The sequence below is a fragment of the Proteiniphilum sp. X52 genome, from assembly GCF_003712195.1.
GTDB lineage: Bacteria > Bacteroidota > Bacteroidia > Bacteroidales > Dysgonomonadaceae > Proteiniphilum.
Window position 1 is genome coordinate 37,115 of sequence record NZ_RDSD01000022.1, and the last position, 23,647, is coordinate 60,761.

Consider the following 23,647-nt stretch of genomic DNA (forward strand, 5'->3'; position numbering starts at 1 on the left):
AAAATCAGCGGAATTGGGCCTACGGAGCGGATGGAGGCGTTTCTCCGATGACTCAACCGATCCGGGAGGACCTAAGCCGGCATGGTATGCCTACCAGGCTGCGGGAACAGACAGGGAAGATGAGGTATTTGAACCCTATAAATCAATTATAGGTATCACTGACTGGAGTAAAATTATGCATTCTATTTCACCATAAACAACGTTTTTGTTAAGCAATACGAGCAGAAGGCAATTCAAAACAACTAAATTTATTGAACATATTGAAATGAAAGAAACAATCTTATTCAAACTTATTTTCGGCTTTATATTGTTCTCTCTATGGTCGTGCGGCGAACAAAAAAACAGGGAGGTCATCGAAGATAAGATCTATCCGCTACCGGCGGGGGCCGCCAAACTGGATGGTTTTTTTGAAGAGTACATCCAAAACTCGATTGAACACTGGAACAAAGGCGATCTACCTTATGACCGGTTTGTCGACTTCTTCAGGGATGGCCGACCTCAGTTTGCATTGGGAGAGATGTGGGGAAAAGCTGTCCGTTCAGGCAGTATGTTTTACCGTTACACAAAGGATCCTGAACTAAAGCAAATCATGGATGAAACCGTGAGAGATTTACTCACTACCCAACGGGAAAACGGAAGCATCAGTTGCGTCGATACATATAAACAGCCGGAAGAGAGCGATTTGTGGGAACGCAAATATGTGATGTTGGGACTGCAGGAGTATTATGAGTGGGTTAATCCTGATCCCAAAGTACTGGATGCCCTGATAAAACAGGCTGATAATATTATCTCAATCATCGGTTCCGCTCCCAAAACCGAGATCATTGATGTGGGATGGAGCGCCACCAATATAGGCCACGAACCTTGTCATATTGAGTCCAGTACACTGCTGGAACCCTTTATGAGACTCTACAAATGGACCGGAGAACAGCGTTATCTTGATTTTGCAACCTATATCATTGAAGCCGGCGGAACCAAACACTACAATGTTTTCGAAAATGCCCTGAATAATGTGGATCCTTACCAAATGGCAGGACATTATCCCAAAGCGTATGAAATGATGTCGCTCTTTGAAGGTTTGGTTGAATATTACAGGGTTACGGGAGATCCAAAATATAAAAAAATGTTGATAAACATGTTTAATAATATCAGTACCAAAGAGATCACTATCATTGGGAATGGCGGATCAGACCAACCTTATCATCCGTATGTGTACGGGGAAGCATGGGGAAATACGGCATTGGAACAAACCAATCCGGACATTACCCGTATGATGGAAACCTGCGTGGGAGTTACCTGGATGAAATTGTGCAGTCAATTACTACGCCTGACGGGAGATCCTTCCATTGCTGACTATATAGAGCAATATGCCTATAACGGACTGATTGGCGCCATGAAGCCGACGGGAAACGGGTTCAGCTATGTGAACCTGCTTAACGGCACAAAGGTAAATGATCACGGATGGGGTTGGCACTTCGACGATCTGCATGTGACCTGTTGTAACCTGAACGGCCCGATGGGACTGGCATATATCCCTTATGTGGCAGTCATGAATTCGGACAACGGCCCGGTAGTCAATCTCTATAATCAGGGAGATTTTAAATTCGAAACACCTCGGAAACGCTCAGGCACAATCGCCATAGAGACAGACTATCCTGTCTCGGGAAATGTACAATTCAATCTCATCCTGGAGAAGGCTGAAGCCTTTACTATCCGATTCAGGATTCCCAAATGGAGTGAAAGGACACAGCTAAGGGTCAATAATGAAAAGATAGAAGCCACTTCCGGCACTTATACGGAAATTAACCGGAAATGGAAACCAGGGGACAAGATTACTCTTACGTTGGATATGAGATGCAGGGTTCTGGACGCTCCCCGCGGAAGCAATCGTGCAGGTGATAATTTTCAGGCCGTGGTCTATGGACCGATTGTCCTGGCAAGAGACGAAAATATGGATAGCAATTATTATGAACCGATAAGACTTCAGGCTAAAAACGGGTATATAAAAACCAGACAGGTAGATTCCATCAAGAACAATATCAAACTTCAGTTCTCCGTGCCTGTGGGGGAACGAGAATATATTACGATGATTGATTATGCATCGGTTGATAACTGGAATAATGGGATGCATGTGTGCACCTGGCTCCCGGTAAAGGAATAAATTTTTATAATTATGTTACGTACAATACAAAAAAATCTGATTTTTATCTCCCTGTTATTCTTCTCGGGCCAGTTGCTTACAGCGCAAGTGGTAGACAGTGACCAATGGTCGGCCACCGACGCGCTGGGAAGAAAAGTCGGGGAATATCCCGATGCCGGAGATAAAAGGGACAAATATGTGGCAATGTTTTACTGGACCTGGCACCAGGGAAAGGACGACACCACAACAACAGTCAAAAACATAACGGAAATCGTCAGAAAGCATCCCGAAGCCATGAAAGATTACCATCATCCGGCATGGGGTAAAGCCAAACCGGGATTCTTCTTTTGGGAACAACCCTTGTTGGGTTATTACAAAACAACCGACCCATGGGTATTGAGAAAACACGCGGAGATGCTGGCTGACGCAAAAGTGGATGTAGTCTTTTTCGACTGTACAAATGGAAGCCTTACCTGGATTGAATCGTATGAAGCGCTGATGAAGACCTGGGATCAGGCACAGAAAGATGGAGTAAAGGTTCCAAAGATCGCATTCATGCTTCCCTTTGGCTATTCCAATTATTCATTGACATCATTAAGACAATTATACAGGGATGTCTACAAACCGGGAAGATACAAAAATCTCTGGTTTAACTGGAAAGGAAAACCGGGAATTATGGCTTATCCTGACAACCTGACCGATTCGCCCGAAGACCGCGAGATCGCGGAATTTTTCACTTTCCGACCCGGACAACCTGATTATGTGGATGGTCCTCAGAGAACGGATCAGTGGGCATGGCTCGAAAACTATCCTCAACATGGATATATACCCGATCAAAAAGGCGGTTTTGAACAAATATCTGTGGGAGTAGCCCAAAATGCCGCACCTGAGACCAACGGACATTGCAGCGCTTTCAATCTCCCGGGATCGCAAGGCCGTGATTTCTCTCAACGGAACGGCTTCGACCCCAGAGTGGATGGCTACCTCTATGGCTGGAATTTTCAGGAGCAGTGGGATCGCGCCTTTGAAGTGGATCCCGAACTGGTGTTTGTCACAGGATGGAATGAGTTTATCGCAGGACAATGGCTTCCGCAACACGGATGGACCGGAGATCCTTTCTCGTTCGTCGACCAGTTCGACTGGAAAAGAAGCAGGGACATTGAACCCAATAAAGGATGGGGGGATAAGGGCGATGTATATTACCTCCAACTGGTGGATAACGTAAGGAAATTCAAAGGAATGACACCTCCGGCAAAGGTATCAGCTCCCAAAACCATCAAGATGGGAAGATCCGATCAGTGGGAAAATGTAACACCCGACTATAACCACTACAAGGGCAATACTTTTCACCGCGACCATGCGGGCAGGAACAATACCTACTATACCAACAATACAGGGCGGAACGATATTGTCAAAGCCAAAGTGGCCAGGGACGATCAATTCATCTATTTCTATGTGGAAAGCGCCGAAAAGCTTACCTCACGAAAAGACCCGAACTGGATGCTCCTCTTTATCGATATCGACAGGGATAAATCAACAGGATGGAATGGATACGATTATATTATAAACCGTGAGAGTCCCACGGCCAAAAAAGTGATGGTCGAAAAAAATATCGGAAACCGATGGGAATGGGAAGAAGTGAAAAAAACATCCTATGTAGTGAAAAATAACACCCTGGAAATAAAGATCGACAGAAAAACGCTCAACCTGAATGGGAAACCGCTTAATTTTGAGTTCAAATGGAATGACAATATGCAGGAAAACGGAAACATCATGGATTTCTATGTCAACGGTGATACCGCACCGGGAGGTCGCTTCAACTTCGTTTATGCCGAGTAAAAATTAATGATGGAATCTTAAATAACTGTTTCAATGACTGATTATTCATACGATATAATTAAATAATTAATGAAAAAGATATGAGACGAAAAAAGAGACCTAATTCATTCGCACTTTCAAAGAGCAGCCTTCGTAATTCATCAACAGACAACTCAAACATACGCAAAAAGTGGAGTGTTTATATCATTATTTAAAGGTGTAAAAAGTTAAAAACTATTACTTTTGAATTTTTTCTGTTTATTGCTTTGCTTTATAGTATTGCCAACACCATAAAAATAGTCGATAAGGACTCTTATCTGTTTTTTATGTCAAACTAAATTATACAGCAAAACAATATTAATCAGTCAGTTAAGTAGCGCACAAGTATTGTCATATGAAACAAGCATGATAATCATTATCACACAAGATCATGAACAAAGCGAGTTCCATATACCGACAAGAAGAAATATAATAATGCTCAACGCTTTCTCTCGCTGGCACCGATGAATGGATTGGTACCTAAAGGGTGATACGGCTCCCGGAGGACGTTTTAACTTTGTATATACAAGCAAATGATATCAAAATAACAGAATAATGAAAAACAGAATACACTTTCTATTGATAACGATTCTTATCATCGGCCTTTCTTGTTCTCGATCGTCAAATGACACTTCGAAACAGCTTTCCGATGCTTTAGAAAGCAGATTCATCACCCCACCCGACTCTATTCAAACAAGCGTCTATTGGTACTGGATTTCCGATAACATCTCCAAAGAAGGAGCGGTAAAAGACCTCCACGCCATGAAAGAGGCTGGGATCAACCGTGCGTTTATCGGGAACATCGGCATACGCGACCTCCCTTACGGTAAAGTAAAAATGTTCAGTGATGAGTGGTGGGAAATTTTGCATCTGGCCTTGAAGACAGCCGCAGAGTTGGACATTGAGATAGGTATTTTCAATTCTCCAGGCTGGAGTCAATCCGGCGGCCCATGGATCAAACCCGAAGAGTCCATGAGGTACCTCGCCTCTTCGGAGATTACCGTGAAAGGTCCCCGGAAAATGGAGCAATCCCTGGAACAACCCACAGAATCATTCCAAGACGTGAAAGTGATTGCTTTTCCTTCCGCAGGAAATGGCAACATGGTGCTAAGCCCTCAAAACGCGTCCATACAATCCACTCCTTCCGTCGCGGGGCTCTCGAAGATCACCGATGGAGATAACACCACCGGCATCTCTTTTCCAGGTAGTGGGGAATTCCAAATCATGTTTAAAGCGGAATCCCCTTTTACCGCGAGAAACCTGACGGTTCAGATTACCGAGGCACCCCTTCATGCAGGAGCATTGCTGGAAGCAATGCAGGAAGATGGCGCGTTCAAACTTGTCTCAAAGTTCGAGATTAACCGTTCTAACACGGCTTTGAACGTGGGTTTTGATCCCTATGCACCGGTAGCTATCTCATTCCCGGAGGTAACAGCCACCGAATTCCGATTGACGCTCAACAATGTACATCCACGGGCCGGCCTGGCAGAAGTTCAATTAAGCGCCATTCCGCGGGTGGAAAGGTACAGTGAAAAAACGTTGGCGAAAATGCATCCCACTCCTCTACCCTATTGGGATGCCTATTTATGGCCATCACAACCGGAAACAGGCGACGAAAACTTGATCATCCGTGGCGATGAAATTCTCGACATCACACAATATTTATCTGCCGAAGGTGTCTTAACATGGGATGTTCCCGAAGGGGAATGGACCATTCTGCGTATGGGAATGACCCCCACACAGGTAACCAATAGTCCCGCTTCACCCGAAGCAACCGGACTGGAAGTCGATAAAATGAGTAAAAAGTGGGTGGCGGAGCACTTTGACCGGTTCATCGGGGAGATATTGAGAAGAATACCCGAAGCAGACCGGAAAACTTTTAAAGTCGTGGTGCAAGACAGCTATGAGACAGGGGGACAAAACTTCACAGACGACTTCCTGGCAGAATTCAAAGAGAGGTACGGCTATGATCCTCTTCCCTATTTGCCGGTTTACAGGGGATATGTTGTGAACAGCCAATTGGAATCCGACCGGTTTTTATGGGATTTAAGGAGAATGATAGCAGACAAAGTGGCGTATGATTACGTAGGCGGACTGAGAGATACAAGTCATCAACATGGGTTGACCACCTGGCTGGAAAACTACGGCCATTGGGGATTCCCCGGAGAATTCCTGATGTACGGCGGACAGTCCGACGAAATCGGAGGAGAATTCTGGAGCCAGGGAGAACTGGGTGACATTGAAAACCGGGCCGCCACCTCCGCCGGGCATATCTACGGAAAAACAAAAATCTCCGCCGAGTCCAACACATCGGGCGGCCCCGCTTATTCACGCCATCCGGCGATGATGAAACAACGGACCGACCGCTTCTTTGCCGAAGGGATCAACAATACCCTGCTGCATGTCTATATCATGCAACCTTATGAGGATAAGAATCCGGGAGTGAACGCGTGGTTCGGGAATGAATTTGACCGGAAGAACACCTGGTTTCCCCAACTGGATCTGTTCACACAATACCTGAAAAGAACCAATTTCATGTTGCAGCAAGGACTCAATGTGGCCGATGTGGCCTATTTTATCGGGGAAGATGCTCCCAAAATGACAGGGATTGCGGATCCTCCCCTTCCGACAGGCTATCAGTTCGATTATATGAATGCCGAAGTAATCATAAGGGAGATGACCGTGAAAGATGGATTGCTTACCCTCCCTCACGGGACTCAGTACAGGGTATTGGTTCTCCCAAAACAAAGGACCATGCGTCCGGAGCTATTGGCCAAGATCAAAGAGCTGGTGTATGACGGGGCCCTGGTACTCGGCCCGGCACCCCAGCGTTCACCAAGCCTCCAAAATCAACCGGAAGCGGACAAACAGGTTCGTGAGATGGCCGATGAACTCTGGGATGAAGTGGATGGAATAAACGTGAAAAACAGAAAATACGGAAAAGGACAGATCATGAGCGGACTTACCCTGGAAGAGGTATTTGAACTCATCCAACTCCCCCCCGATTGCAGATTACCCGAAGACCATTCCATTCATTACGGCCACAGGTCGATGGGAGGCATCGATATTTACTTTGTCTCTAACCAGACAGGCGAGGAAAAAGTGGTTTATCCTGAATTCAGGGTAACGGGGAAACAACCTGAATTATGGGATGCAACCTCCGGATCGATCCGTATTCTTCCGGCTTTTGAAATAAAGGAACGGACAACTTCCGTACCCATCAAGCTGGCTGCCTATGAAAGCGTTTTTATTGTATTCAGGCACAAAGCTCGAAACAGCAACTCGACGGATATTCTGGATAATTACCCCATACCCGAAGTCATTGAGGAGTTGAAAGGACCATGGAACGTCAGCTTTGATCCCGCATTCAGAGGTCCTGCCGAACCGGTGGTCTTTGAAACGCTTCATGACTGGACTACCTCCCCGGATGAATCTATCAGATACTACTCGGGCACAGCACATTACAGGATCCACTTCTCCGCTCCGGAAGTAAAAGAGAATGAGACTGTCGAGATCGATCTGGGTAATCTCACCGCAATGGCAAAAGTGAGTGTAAATGGCACTTATGCAGGCGGACTTTGGACATATCCCTACAAACTCGATATCTCTGATTTTGTAAAACCGGGAGAGAATGAACTGGTGATCGAGGTGGTCAACAACTGGATGAATCGCCTCATCGGGGATCAAAACCTCCCTGAAGGGCAAAGAGAGACATGGTGTTTTGTAAATCCGTATAATGCGCAGAGTCCGTTGCAACCCTCCGGTCTGTTCGGACCTGTAACCATTCAGTCTGTAAAATATTAGTCCAGGAGTGTGAGGCCATTAAACAAGGGTCGCGCGGACTTGGTTCTTTAGCGCTTATAGACCAAGAATAAAAGTATAATTGTATGCAAACAGGTAAGTTTATCACTATGCTGCTCCCGCTTCAAGTAATTCTCCTATCATGTGGAGTTTCACCAGAGAACAGGGATGGCTCCTCGGAAGAGAGTTACTACAGAGACCTCTTTTCCGACACATGGGTAGCCACCGATGCTATTGGGCGGGAGATGCCCGGCCATCAGGAAGTAGGCGATGTAAAAAAAGATCAAAGAAGGGTGGTCGGTATCTTTTACATAACCTGGCATACCCAAGGACTGGCAAACCTGGAACAGCCCTATAATGCGGATGTAACCAAGATACTGGAGAAAGACCCTTCCGCACGATTCAAAGCAGACCACCCGCTATGGTACACCAACTCCTATCATTGGGGGGAACCGGAAATGGGCTACTTCCTGAGTCAGGATAATTATGTGATCCGCAAGGATATGTCGATGCTCGCAGACGCCGGAGTGGACGTACTGATTATGGATGTGACAAACGCGGTCAGATACTGGGATGAGTGGGATGTCACTTTCGGTATCATGCAGGAGATGAAAAAGGAGGGTAACAAAGTACCACAATTTGCGTTCTGGTCCTTTAACGGTCCGTCCATCACCGTAGTGCAAGACCTCTACGACAGGATTTACAAAGAGGGAAAGTACAGTGATCTCTGGTTTTACTGGGACGGCAAGCCCCTCCTGCTCTACAACGGATCACCGTCGCTCGACGCGAACAGGTCAGGGATCCGGCACCCTAATCCCCATTATGATCCTGCCGCAGCCACCGATCCCGACCATCCTCATTATCAGGATCCTGATTATGCGGAGGAGTTTTATCAGGATTACACCAATGAAGTGAAAGAGTTTTTCACCCTGCGGACAATGTGGTGGGGATACTATGAATGGGGCGGGAAACGTTTTATCGGTACTGAAGACAACTGGAGTTTCGGTTACAGTATGGCGGATCAGCGTATAAAGAGTCTTCCCCCCGAACAACTTCTCTCATTGCATAACGGCAAAAGGGAACAGGCGGCAGTCACCACAGCACAGCATCCCGTCACCATGACCGATGAAAATATGGGAGTAGGAAAATCATGGTCCAGAGAGTTTGGCCAGCCTGAACTCAATGAACAGGACATGCCCAAATCGGCTTATGTCCCATGGTTAGGGAAAGAGGTTGAAAACCCGACAGATTACGGCATCTATTTTCAGGAAAGATGGGATGAAGCACTTGAAGCCAATCCCGAATTTCTCTATATCAACGACTGGAACGAATGGACTGCCGGAAAATATCAACCCGATGGCGGAGGGACCATTCCCTGGCTGGGCAGAGACAACCCCTTCTTTTTTGTAGACCAGTACAATGCCGAATTTAACCGTGGCATTCAACCGATGAAAGGAGGTTATACCGATAACTACTACATGCAAATGGCACAGAATATCAGGAGGTATAAGGGTGTACGTCCTATCCCTGAACAAACAGGATATGATAAGATCGTGATCGATGGGAATTTCAGTGACTGGAAAAAGATCAGGAATGAATTCAGGGATACCAGGGGGGATACTTATCACAGAGATGCCATAGGTTATGCCGGGATCAGGTATGTCAACAACTCGGGCAGGAATGATATTATTACCGCCAAGGCCGCAGTTGGAAAAGAGGATATCTACTTCTACGTGGAAACGGCGGAACCTCTCTCTCCACATACCGATAAGAACTGGATGCTTTTACTGATAGATGCGGACAACGACTCCAATACGGGATGGTATGGCTATGATTATCTGGTTAACCGAAACGTGAAGGGTGAAAATAGGACAACACTGATGAATTATGACGGTCAACAGTGGGTCGAAGTCGGCGACCTCACTTACCACTACACAGGTAACCAAATGGAGATGGAGATTCCCCGCCGCCTGTTGAATATCAGTCAGGATCAATTTGTAATTGATTTTAAATGGAGTGATAATCCGGCGGAACTGGCAGATCCTATCTCTTTCTGCCTGAACGGGGATACCGCGCCTAACAGAAGATTCAATTACCGGTTGATATGGAAAAAATAAAATAATCATATAAAACTCATAAGATACAAGTTCACACAAGGCTATGATTAAAATATCTTGTGTCTTGGTTCTTGGTTCTTGGTTCTTGTGTCTAATTTTTAATCATATGAAACATTTTTCTCAGATTTTAATGCTGTTCACAGCACTTGTTTTTCTCCCTTCCTGTTCGGAGAATAAACAGCAAAACGTGAAAGAGAGTGATTACACCATTGCAGCCTTTTACTGGCCGGCCTATCATTATGAGCCGCGATCGGAATTCCTTTTCCCGGAGAAAACCGGTGAATGGGAAATCATCCGCAATGCCGTCCCGAAAGAGGAAGGGCATCAACAACCCAAGGTGCCGCTCTGGGGATATCTCGATGAAGCAAAACCAAAAGATATGGACTTGAAAATCTCCACAGCACTCGAATACGGTGTAAACACATTTATTTTCGACTGGTATTGGTTCGAAAAGGCCCCTTTTCTTGAAAGTTGCATCAACGATGGTTTTCTTAAAGCCAACAATGACCGGATGAACTTCTATCTCATGTGGGCCAATCACGATGCCACCACCTACTGGGACGTAAATAATCCGCGTGTAGACTCGGTTTACTGGGATGGAGAAGTGGACCGGGAGCAGTTTGATATCATAGTGGACCGGGTGATCTCCCACTATTTCAAAGAGCCATCCTATTTCAAAATCGATGGCGAGCCGGTTTTCTGTATCTATGAGTTGAACACACTGATCAATGGACTGGGAGGAGCGGAAAAGACAAAAGAAGCACTTGACTATTTCAGGCAAAAAACCGTGGAAGCCGGGTTCCCGGGACTTCATCTACAAAGTATTTTATGGGAAGCGCTACCCTCCACCATTGAAGGTGTTCCCGGTGATCCGATCAAAAGTCAGGATGATGTGCTGAGTTATTTCGGTTTCAAGAGCCTGACAAACTACTGTTGGGCGCACCTTCAAAATCCGGAGGGAGATTACCAGGCATGGGGGGATGCGTCCACTGATATGTGGGGCGGATTCAAAGATCAGTTCTCCATGACTTACTATCCCAACATCACCGTAAGCTGGGACGCCAATCCCCGATTCCCTTTCAAGGCAGGGTATATCAATAACTCAACCCCCGGGAAATTTGAGAAGTATCTGATAAAAGCCAGGAATTATGTCGATGAGCACGCTATTCAACCGAAAATTATCACCATCAATGCATGGAATGAATGGTCTGAAGGAAGTTACCTGGAACCTGACACCACTTGGGGATACGGTTATCTGGAAGCAGTAAGGAATGTATTCGGCAGTGCCAATTAACTTTTATTCAACCGTATGCAATCGATATACTCCTTCTTTCTGTCTTTCCTCGCGATTCTCACCATGAGCAGCTCGTGCAAAAGGGATGATATTGAGGGAAACACTTCCGTTCCTTCAGGACAAAGTTCGAAAACACTTCCACCGTTGGCGGGGTGTGATGAATTAGGCAGAATACTTCCGGGCCCGGAGGATGTGGGAGATATCAGGGAAAACAGGAATGTGGGTATCTTTTATTTCCTCTGGCAGGGAGATAATGCCTCTCAAGCAGCAGAACATAAATGGGATCTCAGTAAGATCATTCCCAATCACCCGGAAGTCCTCGAAAAAGGGGATCACGAAAACTGGGGATCACCTCAGAGAGGACGTTATTATTTCTGGGGAGAGCCGATTTATGGCTACTACAGGGGAGATGATTACTGGGTACATCTGAGAAATATGCGGTTGATGACCGATGCGCAAGTAGACTTCCTGATCATTGACGCTACCAACACGCTCATCTATAAAGAGCAATCGGAGTCCTTGATGAGGGCCATCCGAACGCTTCAACAACAGGGCGGGAATCCGCCCAAAATAGTCTATTACACCAATACAGAATCGGGAAAAACAATGCAAAAGATTTATGATGCGTTTTATCGGTCTGGCGCACCAATCCGATACCCTGAAACTTGGTACTATCTGGAAGGAAAACCCCTTATCATCGGCAGGACGAAAGAGGTCGACGGAAAAGAGTTCCAACCCTTTTTTACTTTTAGGGAATCACAATGGCCCAATGAACCCATCCAGGATAACGGATGGCCATGGATCGATTTCACCAGGCCGCAACATGTATATAAAAACCTGAGGGGAGAAAGGGAAATCATCAATGTGTCGGTATCCCAGCATCCTGATCCGGGAGCGGGAATGGGGGGTTCTGCTTTTTATGGCAACAAGAACAATTGGGGACGTAGTTATCGAAATGGCAACCCGGGTAATCCGGAAAAGGATATTCTCTACGGATATAATTTTCAGGAACAGTGGGATTATGCCCTTCAACAGGATGTTCCTTTTGTGTTTATCACCGGATGGAACGAGTGGATAGCCGGAAGATGGGGCAGCACGGATGGAAATCCGGAGCACTCCTACTTCTGCGACCAGGCTGATCCGGAATACAGCAGAGACATAGAACCCACAATGACAGCCGGATTAAAAGACAACTACTATATGCAGATGGTGGCAAACATCCGGAAATACAAGGGTATGAATCCTGTACAAAAAGCCGGTAACGAAAAGAGTATCAAAGGATGGAACGACTGGGAAGAAGTTACCCCGGTCTATACAGACTATAAAGAGGACACTGAAAAAAGAGATCATCCATCGGCAGTAATCAATCCTCATATCCAATACACTAACACCACCGGCAGAAATGATTTCACAATACTGAAAGTAGCAAGAGACCGAAAAACGATCTATTTTCTTGCAGAGACTGCCAAACCGATTATCAATAGTAATGACGAACAGTGGATGAGGCTCTATATCAACAGCGACAGAGATCACACTACCGGATGGATGGGATATGACTTTAGAATCAATGCGGGAACAAACTTGCAACAATATACCAATGGACAATGGAAGACAATCAGTAAAGTCACAGTCAAAACGGAAGGAAACAAACTTTTGTATAGTTTTCCCTTGAAAATAATTTCCGGCCCCAAAGGCGAACTCAATTTTGAATTTAAATGGTCTGACAATATGCAAACCGAAGATCCGATGGATTGGTATATCAACGGCGATGTGGCGCCTGAGGGACGGTTTAATTACATATATCAGGCTAAGTAAATCAGGCAAAGACAGCATAAAGCAAATTAAAATAAAAGACACTCTATGAGTAGCAATAAAGATCCCAAATACCAACTGTTCAACGGAATAAAATATACACTAAAACAACGGGTATTCATATTTTTGCTTTTTCCCCTATTTATCCAATGTAACACCACAACAAATTCGCGGGAAATAATCCAGGACAGGAATTTTCACCATGGGATCAAGGTACAGGGACACACCACATCCTCCCCGGCCCCCATCGACACATTATATCCGTTTAAATATTCAACTGACACCGTCCATTGGGCATTGCCACAGTGGGGAAGCAGGTTTGTGATGCAAAACACCACCCCTCTTATTGTGGATGATTCCATTATTTACCGTAACAAAGCAAAAAAAGTATCCTTTTTTAAAAATAAGAATAAAACAGTAGAGATCACATTGGAAGTGATTGCTTCAGAAGAATATGAACATCCGAGACAAATGAACGAGGAGTGGCCGCATTTACTGCTCGAGCAATATTTCAATACACCCCTAAAATTGATCAGGACTGATAAATTGGTTTACAAAACAAAATGCAAACTGCTATATTGCAGCAACAAAATGGGAGATCAATTCAATCCAGATCTGCACACAGCACAATTTTCGCACTACTTCACCATCCAGGACCACAACAAAGACTCCGAAAGTTATGGCGATTTTTTCTGGTTCGGACTCCCATTTTACGACTACCGTTATGAAAATATCGAACTCTATGCGACGCAGGATATTGGTAAGGATGACGCATCAAACAAGTTCATCTTCTCTGTAGCTTCCCGAAATATTTTCGAGGGAACGTTACACGATAAACAATGGATAACCATCGACAAAGATATTCTGCCTTTTATAAAGGAAGCTTTTAAAACGGCACAGGAAAAGGGATATCTTACCGGTTCGAAATTTGAAGATTTGGCAATAACTACAATGAATGCAGGCTGGGAAGTTCCCGGAACATTCGATTGTGGAATAGTTTTAGAATCTCCTTCACTCACAGCCATATATCATAAAAAAGCCAAGGCAGAAATAAATACAGCTCAAATAAAAAATGATGGTGTCATGAAAAAATAAAAACTTCCTTAACATCATATATCATTCCGCTTAGTCCAAATATCACTTTTCACACCTAAAGAATACACAATAAAAGTAATTTTGTATAAATTTCATCAAAAAAAACCAAGGGTAGATCATCGAAATTTCTTAATCTTCTTAGGGTTTAATTCCCCTCCTGCTTGTAGCAGGAAGTAAAAATTACTCCTCTACGATACCCCAATCGCTTGCCACGGGGAGATTCATTGATTTTAATTATACCCTAATTCTCCCATATGACACAAAAAATTATATTTCTCTCTGAGAAAACTTTGTTTCTGATTATAAGGAAACCTATATATTTTCCCCTACCCCGGTTAACATTAACAAACTTTGATTTAGTGTTTATAACCGATATTCACTCTTATTTGCACACCATGCCGATAAGAGCGGATTCCCGCCCTCTTCTTTCAACCTTCCATCTTTAGAGATATAACTTATATCTGCAATTAATCAGATATAAGAATAAATCATCATGGAAAAATTGAAATAGAATGTGACAAAAATAATGAAAGTTGAGAGGCAAGACAGGCTTTCTTGAGCTTGCCCGAGACCCATCTTGTATTTAACAAATATAAGCCTAAAAGAAAATCCCTCATTAAAAACCGAATATATGAACAACAAATTGATCAAGAAGCATCTCTTAAAGACCACATGGACATTGCTATTCGCATGTATGTTGGCTATGTTTTCATGTGGAGAAAATGATGATAACAAAAAAAACCGAGAAGAGTACGATCCCAAGAAACCGATAGAACTAACCTCGTTCTACCCCGATTCCGGGCGCTATTTGGAAAAAGTATTGCTCACGGGAAAGAATTTCGGCACTGACCCTGAACAAATCAGAGTTTGGTTTAATAGCAGAAGGGCCGCTGTAGTGGGTTCTACCGGCTCACGGATGTATGTGCTTGCACCAAGATTACCCGGAGACACCTGTGTTATTTCGGTGGCAATAGGAAACGATTCTGTAGTGTATGACAAAGAGTTCCGTTATTTCACCTCAGTCACCGTTACCACTATTGCGGGAAATGGAAATCATAATGATTATAATGATGGTGATCTTACCCAATCCATCATACAACCCTGGTTTATTTGTGTGGATAAAGAGGATAATATTTTTGTGATGACAAGAAGTAAAGGTCCCACCGGGGGTGCCGCCAGTAAAAATATGCATGTGACCCGTATCGACGAAAAAGCAAATGAACTGGTTACTATCGGCAGGGATATAATCGCTAATGCCCCGGCAGCGGATCCTGTTACCGGCGTGATTTCTTTTCCTACCGAAACAACAGTCGGTTCGTTTATCACCCTTGATCCCAAAGAAATGTGGGCACCCAGATACAGGGAAATGAAATGGCAACCTTCGGGTGACAGGCCAGATCACGGATGGAAACACTCCATGGTAGTAAACCCGAGTGACGGATATATCTATACACGTTATTACTTCGGTCATATCGTAAAGATAAATCCCCGTACCTACGAGGTGGAAACGATTTACAAAACCGAACAGGGGGACAGTTATGGACTGACATTTAGCCCGCTTGAGCCTAATATCCTGTATATCTCTTTTGTCGGCAATGCAGGTGTCAATGCCAACAGTATCTGTAGAATCGATGTGACCAATCCCGAGACTACATTCAAAAAAGTCAGTGGCAGTGGCGTAGGGCATCGTGACGGAGCATTGGAAACGGCACAATTCAGGGCACCTGCCCAGATTTTCAGTGATGCAGATGGCAATATTTATATAGCGGACACTGGAAATCATTGTATCAGGAGAATCACACCTGAAAAAATGGTAGAAACGGTATTGGGAATGCCAGGTACAGCAGGGTGGAAAGACGGTGGAAAAGAGGATGCGCTGTTCAGCAGACCTATGGGACTCGGCATTAGCGCGGACGGTTCGATTTATGTGGCAGATAACGGGAATGCCAGAGTCAGAAAACTTTCCATTAATTAAAAAACATCAGATATCCTTCAAAAAAGAGAGGGAAAATCATAACCCAAATAATTTAAATTGAATGAAACATATAGCATGTATAATATGGATACTATTATTGATAAGCGTTCCTGTTTCGGCTCAACAAAGTTCTTTCATCATGGAAGGCACCGTGTATGACGATACGAACGAACCCTTACCGGGAGTAACAGTATACCTGAGAGACAAGATCAGTGTCGGAACCATTACCGATATAAACGGTAAATTTTCTATCCGGGCTTCCCGGGGAGATATGCTCGTTTTCACCTTTGTAGGATATGAGAAGGTGGAATATTTAGTCACCGAAGAGAAAAAAGATCTGAAGATCATTTTCACTGAAACCGCTCAGGAACTCGATGAATTGGTGGTGATTGGTTTAGGTAGTCAACGGAAAATCTCCACTGTGGGTGCTGTCAGCAGTGTGGATGTGAAAGAATTACAAACTCCTGCCTCCTCAGTAGCCAATTTGCTGGGAGGGCGCGTGGCCGGTGTGGTCTCCATGCAAACCAGTGGTGAGCCGGGGAAGAATATTGCCGAGTTCTGGGTACGCGGTATCGGCACGTTTGGTGCAAATGCCAGTGCGTTAGTATTGATCGACGGGTTAGAAGGAAATATCAATTCCATTGATCCGGCGGATATCGAGAGTTTTTCCGTATTAAAAGATGCTTCAGCCACCGCGGTGTATGGTGTGCGAGGTGCCAACGGAGTCGTTCTGGTCACTACCAAAAGAGGGGAGGCTGGGAAACTGAATATCACCGGACGTGCCAACTATACGGTTTCCCAACTGCGTAGAACACCAAATTATTTGCGGGCATACGATTATGCCAAATTGGCCAACGAAGCCCGCGTAGTGCGGGGTGACTCTCCCATTTATTCGGCTGTGGAACTGGACATTATACAGGATGGTTCGGATCCTGATCTTTATCCCGATGTAAACTGGCAGGATCAGGTGCTTCAGGATCATTCCTTGAAACAGACCTATTACGTAAGCGCCCGGGGAGGAGCCCAGGTGGCCCGCTACTTCCTTAGTTTGGGTATTAGCAACGAAACAGCCGCCTATAAATACGACAAAAATAGTGTATATGCAGCCAACACCGGTTATAATACTTATAACTACCGTGCTAATATCGACCTGGAAGTATCTCCCTCCACCTCCCTTTATTTTGGAACCGATGGTTTTCTTGCCGTCAATAATAATCCCGGGGTAGCCAGCACTGACTATATTTGGTATGCGCAATCAAACCTCAATCCGTTATTGTTGCCTATCACCTATTCAAACGGGCAACTCCCTGCCTCTGCGAGTTCAGCATCCCTCCGTTCTCCGCTGGTGATGATTAACCATATGGGCAGACGCAGCGACCAGGAATACCGGGGGAAATTTACCCTTGCAGCTGACCAGAATCTCTCCATGCTTGCTGAAGGATTAAAACTGAAAGTACAGGGAGCGTATGACCTTAACAGTTGGTTCTCCGAAGGAAGGTATATCCAACCTGCTTTATACCAGGCCGTGGATCGGGATCAGCAAGGAAAACTGATTACCATTGAAAGGGTGAAAGAAGGGGGAGTTTCTTATGCTAAAGGTATGGATCAATTCAGGAAATACCACTTTGAAAGCACGTTGACCTACGAGAATGTAATATCAGAAGATCACCGTGTATCCGGATTGGTCTATTATTATATTAGCGATCAGAAAAGGGTCAGAGACTCAAATAACAACCTTAGTGCAATTCCACTCCGTTACCAGGGCGTATCGAGTCGATTGACCTATGGCTTCCGGGACACCTATATGGTCGACTTCAATTTTGGATACACAGGATCAGAGAATTTCCAACCCGGCAGACAGTATGGATTCTTCCCCTCGATCGCGTTGGGATGGGTTCCTTCGAATTACACTCTTATGCAAGATCATCTCCCATGGATCAGTTTCCTCAAATTCAGAGGATCCTATGGTACCGTAGGAAACGACCGGATCACCAACCGCCGCTTTCCTTACCTGACTATGGTAAACAGGGGACATGTCTTTCCATGGGGAGCATCAGCCTTCAAGGAAAGTGTCAGCGAAACGATTATCGGTGCAGACAACCTGCAATGGGAAAAAGCGCTGAAGGCCAATCTAGGGATTGAAGTCAATTTCATCAACGATAAGGCACAACTTGTGCTAGATGTGTTCAATGACCAACGTAACGGTATCTTTATGCAACGTGTGCAGATTCCCGACTATGTAGGGTTAATCACCATGCCTTATGGTAATGTGGGTAAAATGAGAAGCTACGGGGCAGATGGGAACGCCAGTTTCACGCAGGATTTCAGCAAGAATATGAGTTTTACCGTAAGGGGGAACTTTACTTACTCGAAAAACGATGTTCAGAACTGGGAAGAAGCCAATCCCAGATACCCTTACCAAGAAGTTTCGGGATATCCGCATGGAGTCATCCGGGGGTATCAATCAGTGGGATTGTTCAAAGACTGGGATGATGTAAGGAACAGTCCGGCTCAGTTCGGTACGGTAATGCCCGGCGATATCAAATACCGTGATGTCAATGGGGATGGCGTAATCAATTCTGCTGACCGCGTACCATTATCCTATGCCACCTATCCCCCTTTATTGATGTATGGTTTCGGGGGCGAATTCCGTTACAAGCATCTAACTGTGGGGATTCTCTTTAAGGGAACAGGAAAAACAGACTACTTCCATGTAGGTTATGGCGGCAATGGAACAGGATATGTACCTTTCTATAATGGTATCAATGGCAACGTACTTACTATCGTCAATGATCCATCCAACCGCTGGATACCTAAAGAGTATGCTATTGCCAACGGCATTGATCCGGCGCTGGCTGAAAATCCCAATGCCCGTTTCCCCAGGCTCACTTACGGATATAATGAGAACAATTCTCAATTGTCGGATTTTTGGAAGGGTGACGCGCGTTACCTTCGTCTGCAGGAAGTTACAATTAATTATAACCTGAAAAGCTCATTCCTGCAGAAATTAAAGATCCAGTCTGTCGATCTCCAACTGGTTGGCAACCATCTGTTACTATGGGACAAAGTAAAACTGTTCGATCCCGAACAGGCGCACCGCAACGGAGAAGTATATCCGATCCCAACAACCTACACTTTGCAAATGTATATTAACCTGTAATTTGAAGAAATATGAATCAATTGAACATAGATACATCCAGGCAAACGGATGCCTGCAACCAAAACAATCGGGAAAACAACAAACCGACAATATGTTTTTCCCTTGCAATACTTCTCCTGCTACTGGTCTCTTTTCCCTCTTGTAAAGATTTCCTCAGCGTGGATAATTACTTTAGCGATGAACTGAAATTAGACTCCATATTTGCACAGACACGCTATGTGGAAGCCTATATGTGGGGCACCGCGGCCATGTTTTACGACGAAGGGAATTTACTACAAAACCAACATACCCCCGGGCCATTAGCTACCGATGAGGCCTTTACCAGTTTCCTTACATCGCATGGCTACAACGGGATGCGTTTTGTATTGGGTGAGATTACCGCCAATAGCATGCATTCTTTCGGCAGTACATGGAGAAATTACTACCGTATTATCCGTAAGTGCAACACCATCCTGGCCAGGATCGATGAACCTGCAGACATGACAACCAGAGACCGCTTCAATATCATCGGATATACCCGTTTTATGAGAGCTTACGCCTATTACAATATCCTGATGGATTTTGGCCCTCCTATCCTGTTGGGTGATGAAATTCTGGAATCGAATGCGTCTCTTCCCCAATACGATAGACCACGCAGCACTTACGATGAAGCGGTAGAATATATTTGCCGCGAACTGGAAGCAGCGGCCGAATATTTACCTTCGACGGTTTCATTGATGGAATTCGGAGTTCCCACAAGAGGCGCTGCTTACGGTTTGATTGCACGAATACGTTTAATTCATGCCAGCCCCTTGTACAATGGTGGCGCTCCGGCCCGAACCTATTTCGGCAATTGGAAACGTTCCACCGACGGTGTGCTGTATGTATCCCAAACCTATGATGAGAAACGTTGGGCGATTGCTGCAGCCGCAGCCAAGAGGCTAATTGACATGCAGGCCTCGGGAGCATCCATGTACAGACTACATACGGTGCAGGCTGACAGTGACACACCGGCGTTACCGGAAGGTGTTACTTCCGATCCCGATTATTACAAAGAATGGCCCGACGGGGCAGCCGGTATAGATCCGTTACGGTCCTATTCCGAAATGTTTAACGGGGAATCGGTTATTCCTGTGAATCCCGAGTATGTATGGGGACGGCGAAGCGGGGCCCTCACAGCCAGCACTCAAATGTCTTTCCCCCAGAGGTTAGATGGGTGGAACGGGATGAGCATTCCCCAAAAAGTGGTGGATGCCTATTCCATGGTAGACGGCCGGTCCATTGGCAAATCCAGTGAAACATACCCTTACCGTGAGAACGGATTTACCGGCGAGATGAAGACCTTCTCCGGATACCGGTTGAACGCAGGTATCAGCAATATGTACTCAAATCGGGAAGCTCGGTTTTATGCATCTGTGGGCTTTAGCGGATGTTTTTGGCCTATGACTTCCTCCACTTCGTCGGGATACAATAACCAGACCATCACCTATTATTATGACTCTCCTAATGGCAAAGGAGGTGTGACTGCCGCGCAGGATTATCCCATAACCGGATATGTGATCAAAAAATTCATTCATCCTTCAGATGCCTGGGGTGGCACTAACGCCAGAAGGATGGAAAAGGGATTCCCCATTATCCGTTATGCGGAAATTCTGCTTTCCTATGCCGAAGCACTCAATAATCTGACCGGTAGCCACAGTATTGAAATTGGCGGACAAACACAGATACTCGATAGAAACATGGAGGAGATCAGAAAATCTTTCAATCAGGTACGTCACCGTGCCGGGTTACCCGGTTTGTCGGGAAACGAAGATGTCAGTGAAGTGCAGACACAGATTCAAAAAGAACGCTTTATTGAATTCCTTTTTGAAAACCGCCGTTATTATGATGTGAGAAGATGGGGTATTTATGAAGAAGTAGAGAGTGAGCCGATAAGGGGAATGAATGTGGAGGGCACCAAAGAAGTCTTTTACACGCGGGTTATCCCTAACACATCCCGTATTGGCGCACGTGTCGTAAACAGACGTTTGAACTGGTTGCCCATACCACTCGACGAGGTGAGACTGCTTCCTTCATTAGATCAAAATCCCGGTTGGGAAAACTAAAATAAACAAATCGAGTAGTATGAAACAGTTATATATGTATATAAAGGATAATAAAAACCGGAAAAGTCTATTTCCCGCTTCCCGATCGATAAAAATTTCGGGGACAATAGCACTCCTGTTGCTTATGTTCATTGCTTGTAACAGAGACGAAGTATTTGAAAGAGAACAATACAAAAACATATTTGCCCTGATAAGCGAAAGCGACAACGTGTCGCGGAAATTTCACAAACTCGGTGAAGAATCAACGGGCTATGTGACAGCTTCACTCGGGGGGACCAATCCTACCTCCAGAGATATTGTGGTCAATATGGTAGAAGATAACTCATTGATAGATGCCTACAACAGGACCAACTACGATGTGGATGTGACAAAGTATGTACTTCCCCTTCCGAAGGATAAATACGACATAGAGAGTTACCAGTTTACCATTCCCGCGGGAGAGATAAGCGGCAGGCTACCTATCCGCATTCGTCCCGACGGGTTGTCACCCGATTCGGCTTACTTCATCGCATTGCGGGTGAAATCATATTCAGCCTATGAGGTAAATCCCGAAAAAAGTTTTATTCTCTATCGTGTCAAAACCAAAAATTATTGGGCTCAGGCAGACGGCAATACGATCTACAATATGAGGGCAAAACTCAAGGTACAAGGATCGACGAGTGAACTCGAAATGCCGGGTACAAAAGTGATGCACCCCGTCACCCGGAACAAAGTCCGTGTTATGGCGGGCAATGAAACGTATGAGCCTGATGTTAACGTGTTCGATAGATTGGCTATTGTATTGGAAATTGCTGAAAACAACAAAATCACTATAGCTCCCTATAAGAATGTGGAAGTTACCCAGGTTGACGGTGATAAAGATTTTCCCAATATCTTCAAAGTGGAGGATGACGGTTTTAAAACCTACAAGACATTCTTATTGAGATATAACTACAAGTCGGGAAACTCGATTTACGAAATGAAAGAAGAACTTCGTCTCGAATTTGATGAAGATGAAGAAGAAGAACAGTAAAACCATAATTTAGTTGGAATGATGAAAACAGAATTTTTGAAATACGGCTTATCCATTCTTTTGTTGGGATATATATCGGGATGTGATCACTACGAGCAAAAAATAATTGAAAAACATATTTATGTGGACAGGCAATCGCTGTCGCTCTTTATAGGCCAAACCGTTCAACTTACGGCAAGCCCGACAGACGGGACATACCAATATCAATGGTCGAGTGAAGATCCCTCGGTGGCAACCGTCACCTCGAACGGTTTAGTGGAGGTGATCAGTGAAGGGTTTACCAATATTGTTGTAAGCAGCGGCGATCTTTTTACAAAGGTTCCGCTTACTGCGGTTGTGAGAGTTCCATTGGAAGACGTATCGGTAAGTGAATCTTTTCTCGAATTGATTCCGGGAGGTAAAAAAACGATACTGTTAACCTACATACCGGATAATGCCAATGATATACCGGAATATTTATGGAGTTCGGAAAATCCGAATATCGCTTCTGTCAAAATAACCGGTGAAATTACAGGGGTGGGCGAAGGAATAACTACTGTTGTCTACCGGATAGGCGATATCGTAAAAGAAATTGTAGTGGATGTAGCTTACACCCGTCCCTTCAAGGGGCCCCACATTCTTTCCGCCGCGGCACCTTATGAACTTCCTGCTGCTAATTTCGACTTGGGCGGTGAAGGATACGCTTTTCACGATCAGGATGCCAACAATCATATTGGTAATGACAATTATCGGCGGAACAACGGTGACAAACAGAGTACTCCCGTTGAAATAGAAGGCAACGGCAGCAATATCGGTTACACCAATCCCGGAGAATGGTTGCTTTATACGGTGGAGGTTTCCGATGGCGGTGAATATAAAGTGGATGTACTACTGGCAAGCCCTAATCCCGCTGGCTTCCATTTGGAGGTTGACGGTGTAAACGTGACCGGCACCATCTCCACACCGGCTACCGGCGGTTGGGGGAACTACCAATTGATCTCTACTCCCGAGGATAAGTTAACATTGACTTTGACCAAAGGGAGGCATAAAATCAAATATTATTTTGAAGCAGGACATAACCTCAGGGGGTTCAGGTTTACAAAAAGATAATTGAGAATACTGTTTGATCAATAGCCTGCAGCGCTTCACATACTTTTACCGATTGAGCAACATGGCACACCCGCATCGGAGAAAAGCATATGATGTGCTGCGGGCTATTGATTTAATCCGTTTATTACCAGGGTGTCTGGGACCCATATCAAAATACTTAGTTTTATATCATTATGACAGGGTCATGGAATAGAAAAAATACTTATTTTTG

13 protein-coding genes are annotated in these 23,647 nt (G+C 44.9%); all 13 read left to right on the forward strand.

What is annotated here, in order from left to right:
* Nucleotides 1-13 precede the first annotated feature (13 nt).
* The 13 genes from D7D25_RS14540 to D7D25_RS14600 all read left to right on the forward strand — a co-directional run bounded on the left by D7D25_RS14540 (nucleotide 14) and on the right by D7D25_RS14600 (nucleotide 23,436).
* Nucleotides 14-196, forward strand: a complete 183-nt coding sequence (locus D7D25_RS14540) for a DUF5722 domain-containing protein (protein WP_122969666.1) — start codon at nucleotides 14-16, stop codon at nucleotides 194-196.
* Between the two features lie 69 nt (nucleotides 197-265).
* Nucleotides 266-2,161 (forward strand): glycoside hydrolase family 127 protein, encoded by a 1,896-nt coding sequence (locus D7D25_RS14545; RefSeq protein ID WP_122969667.1) that lies wholly within the window; start codon nucleotides 266-268, stop codon nucleotides 2,159-2,161.
* A 12-nt stretch (nucleotides 2,162-2,173) separates the two neighbouring features.
* Nucleotides 2,174-3,979, forward strand: coding sequence for a hypothetical protein (locus tag D7D25_RS14550; RefSeq protein WP_255417332.1), 1,806 nt, complete (start codon nucleotides 2,174-2,176; stop codon nucleotides 3,977-3,979).
* A gap of 573 nt (nucleotides 3,980-4,552) precedes the next feature.
* Nucleotides 4,553-7,801 (forward strand): glycosyl hydrolase, encoded by a 3,249-nt coding sequence (locus D7D25_RS14555; protein ID WP_122969669.1) that lies wholly within the window; start codon nucleotides 4,553-4,555, stop codon nucleotides 7,799-7,801.
* A gap of 83 nt (nucleotides 7,802-7,884) precedes the next feature.
* Nucleotides 7,885-9,915 (forward strand): hypothetical protein, encoded by a 2,031-nt coding sequence (locus D7D25_RS14560; RefSeq protein ID WP_122969670.1) that lies wholly within the window; start codon nucleotides 7,885-7,887, stop codon nucleotides 9,913-9,915.
* Between the two features lie 106 nt (nucleotides 9,916-10,021).
* The gene (locus tag D7D25_RS14565) at nucleotides 10,022-11,209 is read left to right on the forward strand and encodes a glycoside hydrolase family 99-like domain-containing protein (RefSeq protein WP_122969671.1); all 1,188 of its coding nucleotides are present in this window, start codon (nucleotides 10,022-10,024) and stop codon (nucleotides 11,207-11,209) included.
* Between the two features lie 15 nt (nucleotides 11,210-11,224).
* Nucleotides 11,225-13,024, forward strand: coding sequence for a hypothetical protein (locus tag D7D25_RS14570; RefSeq protein WP_122969672.1), 1,800 nt, complete (start codon nucleotides 11,225-11,227; stop codon nucleotides 13,022-13,024).
* A 45-nt stretch (nucleotides 13,025-13,069) separates the two neighbouring features.
* A complete protein-coding gene (locus D7D25_RS14575) occupies nucleotides 13,070-14,116 on the forward strand; it encodes a hypothetical protein (RefSeq protein WP_122969673.1) in 1,047 nt (348 codons plus the stop codon).
* A 631-nt stretch (nucleotides 14,117-14,747) separates the two neighbouring features.
* Nucleotides 14,748-16,091 carry an IPT/TIG domain-containing protein gene (locus D7D25_RS14580; RefSeq protein ID WP_122969674.1) on the forward strand — a complete coding sequence of 448 codons (1,344 nt, stop codon included), beginning with the start codon at nucleotides 14,748-14,750 and terminating at the stop codon, nucleotides 16,089-16,091.
* A 61-nt stretch (nucleotides 16,092-16,152) separates the two neighbouring features.
* Nucleotides 16,153-19,251, forward strand: a complete 3,099-nt coding sequence (locus tag D7D25_RS14585; protein WP_185140268.1) for a TonB-dependent receptor — start codon at nucleotides 16,153-16,155, stop codon at nucleotides 19,249-19,251.
* Between the two features lie 11 nt (nucleotides 19,252-19,262).
* Nucleotides 19,263-21,335, forward strand: coding sequence for a RagB/SusD family nutrient uptake outer membrane protein (locus D7D25_RS14590; RefSeq protein ID WP_122969676.1), 2,073 nt, complete (start codon nucleotides 19,263-19,265; stop codon nucleotides 21,333-21,335).
* Between the two features lie 19 nt (nucleotides 21,336-21,354).
* Entirely contained in the window at nucleotides 21,355-22,347 is a 993-nt protein-coding gene (locus D7D25_RS14595) for a BT_3987 domain-containing protein (RefSeq protein ID WP_122969677.1), read from the forward strand.
* Between the two features lie 18 nt (nucleotides 22,348-22,365).
* Nucleotides 22,366-23,436 (forward strand): Ig-like domain-containing protein, encoded by a 1,071-nt coding sequence (locus D7D25_RS14600; protein WP_122969678.1) that lies wholly within the window; start codon nucleotides 22,366-22,368, stop codon nucleotides 23,434-23,436.
* Nucleotides 23,437-23,647: the final 211 nt, after the last annotated feature.

Excerpts from the sequence above, each read along its gene's own strand:
- D7D25_RS14545 (WP_122969667.1), top strand. The coding sequence starts at position 266 with ATGAAAGAAACAATCTTATTCAAACTTATTTTCGGCTTTATATTGTTC.
- D7D25_RS14550 (WP_255417332.1), top strand. The coding sequence starts at position 2,174 with ATGTTACGTACAATACAAAAAAATCTGATTTTTATCTCCCTGTTATTC.
- D7D25_RS14555 (WP_122969669.1), top strand. The coding sequence starts at position 4,553 with ATGAAAAACAGAATACACTTTCTATTGATAACGATTCTTATCATCGGC.
- D7D25_RS14560 (WP_122969670.1), top strand. The coding sequence starts at position 7,885 with ATGCAAACAGGTAAGTTTATCACTATGCTGCTCCCGCTTCAAGTAATT.
- D7D25_RS14565 (WP_122969671.1), top strand. The coding sequence starts at position 10,022 with ATGAAACATTTTTCTCAGATTTTAATGCTGTTCACAGCACTTGTTTTT.
- D7D25_RS14570 (WP_122969672.1), top strand. The coding sequence starts at position 11,225 with ATGCAATCGATATACTCCTTCTTTCTGTCTTTCCTCGCGATTCTCACC.
- D7D25_RS14575 (WP_122969673.1), top strand. The coding sequence starts at position 13,070 with ATGAGTAGCAATAAAGATCCCAAATACCAACTGTTCAACGGAATAAAA.
- D7D25_RS14580 (WP_122969674.1), top strand. The coding sequence starts at position 14,748 with ATGAACAACAAATTGATCAAGAAGCATCTCTTAAAGACCACATGGACA.
- D7D25_RS14585 (WP_185140268.1), top strand. The coding sequence starts at position 16,153 with ATGAAACATATAGCATGTATAATATGGATACTATTATTGATAAGCGTT.
- D7D25_RS14590 (WP_122969676.1), top strand. The coding sequence starts at position 19,263 with ATGAATCAATTGAACATAGATACATCCAGGCAAACGGATGCCTGCAAC.
- D7D25_RS14595 (WP_122969677.1), top strand. The coding sequence starts at position 21,355 with ATGAAACAGTTATATATGTATATAAAGGATAATAAAAACCGGAAAAGT.
- D7D25_RS14600 (WP_122969678.1), top strand. The coding sequence starts at position 22,366 with ATGATGAAAACAGAATTTTTGAAATACGGCTTATCCATTCTTTTGTTG.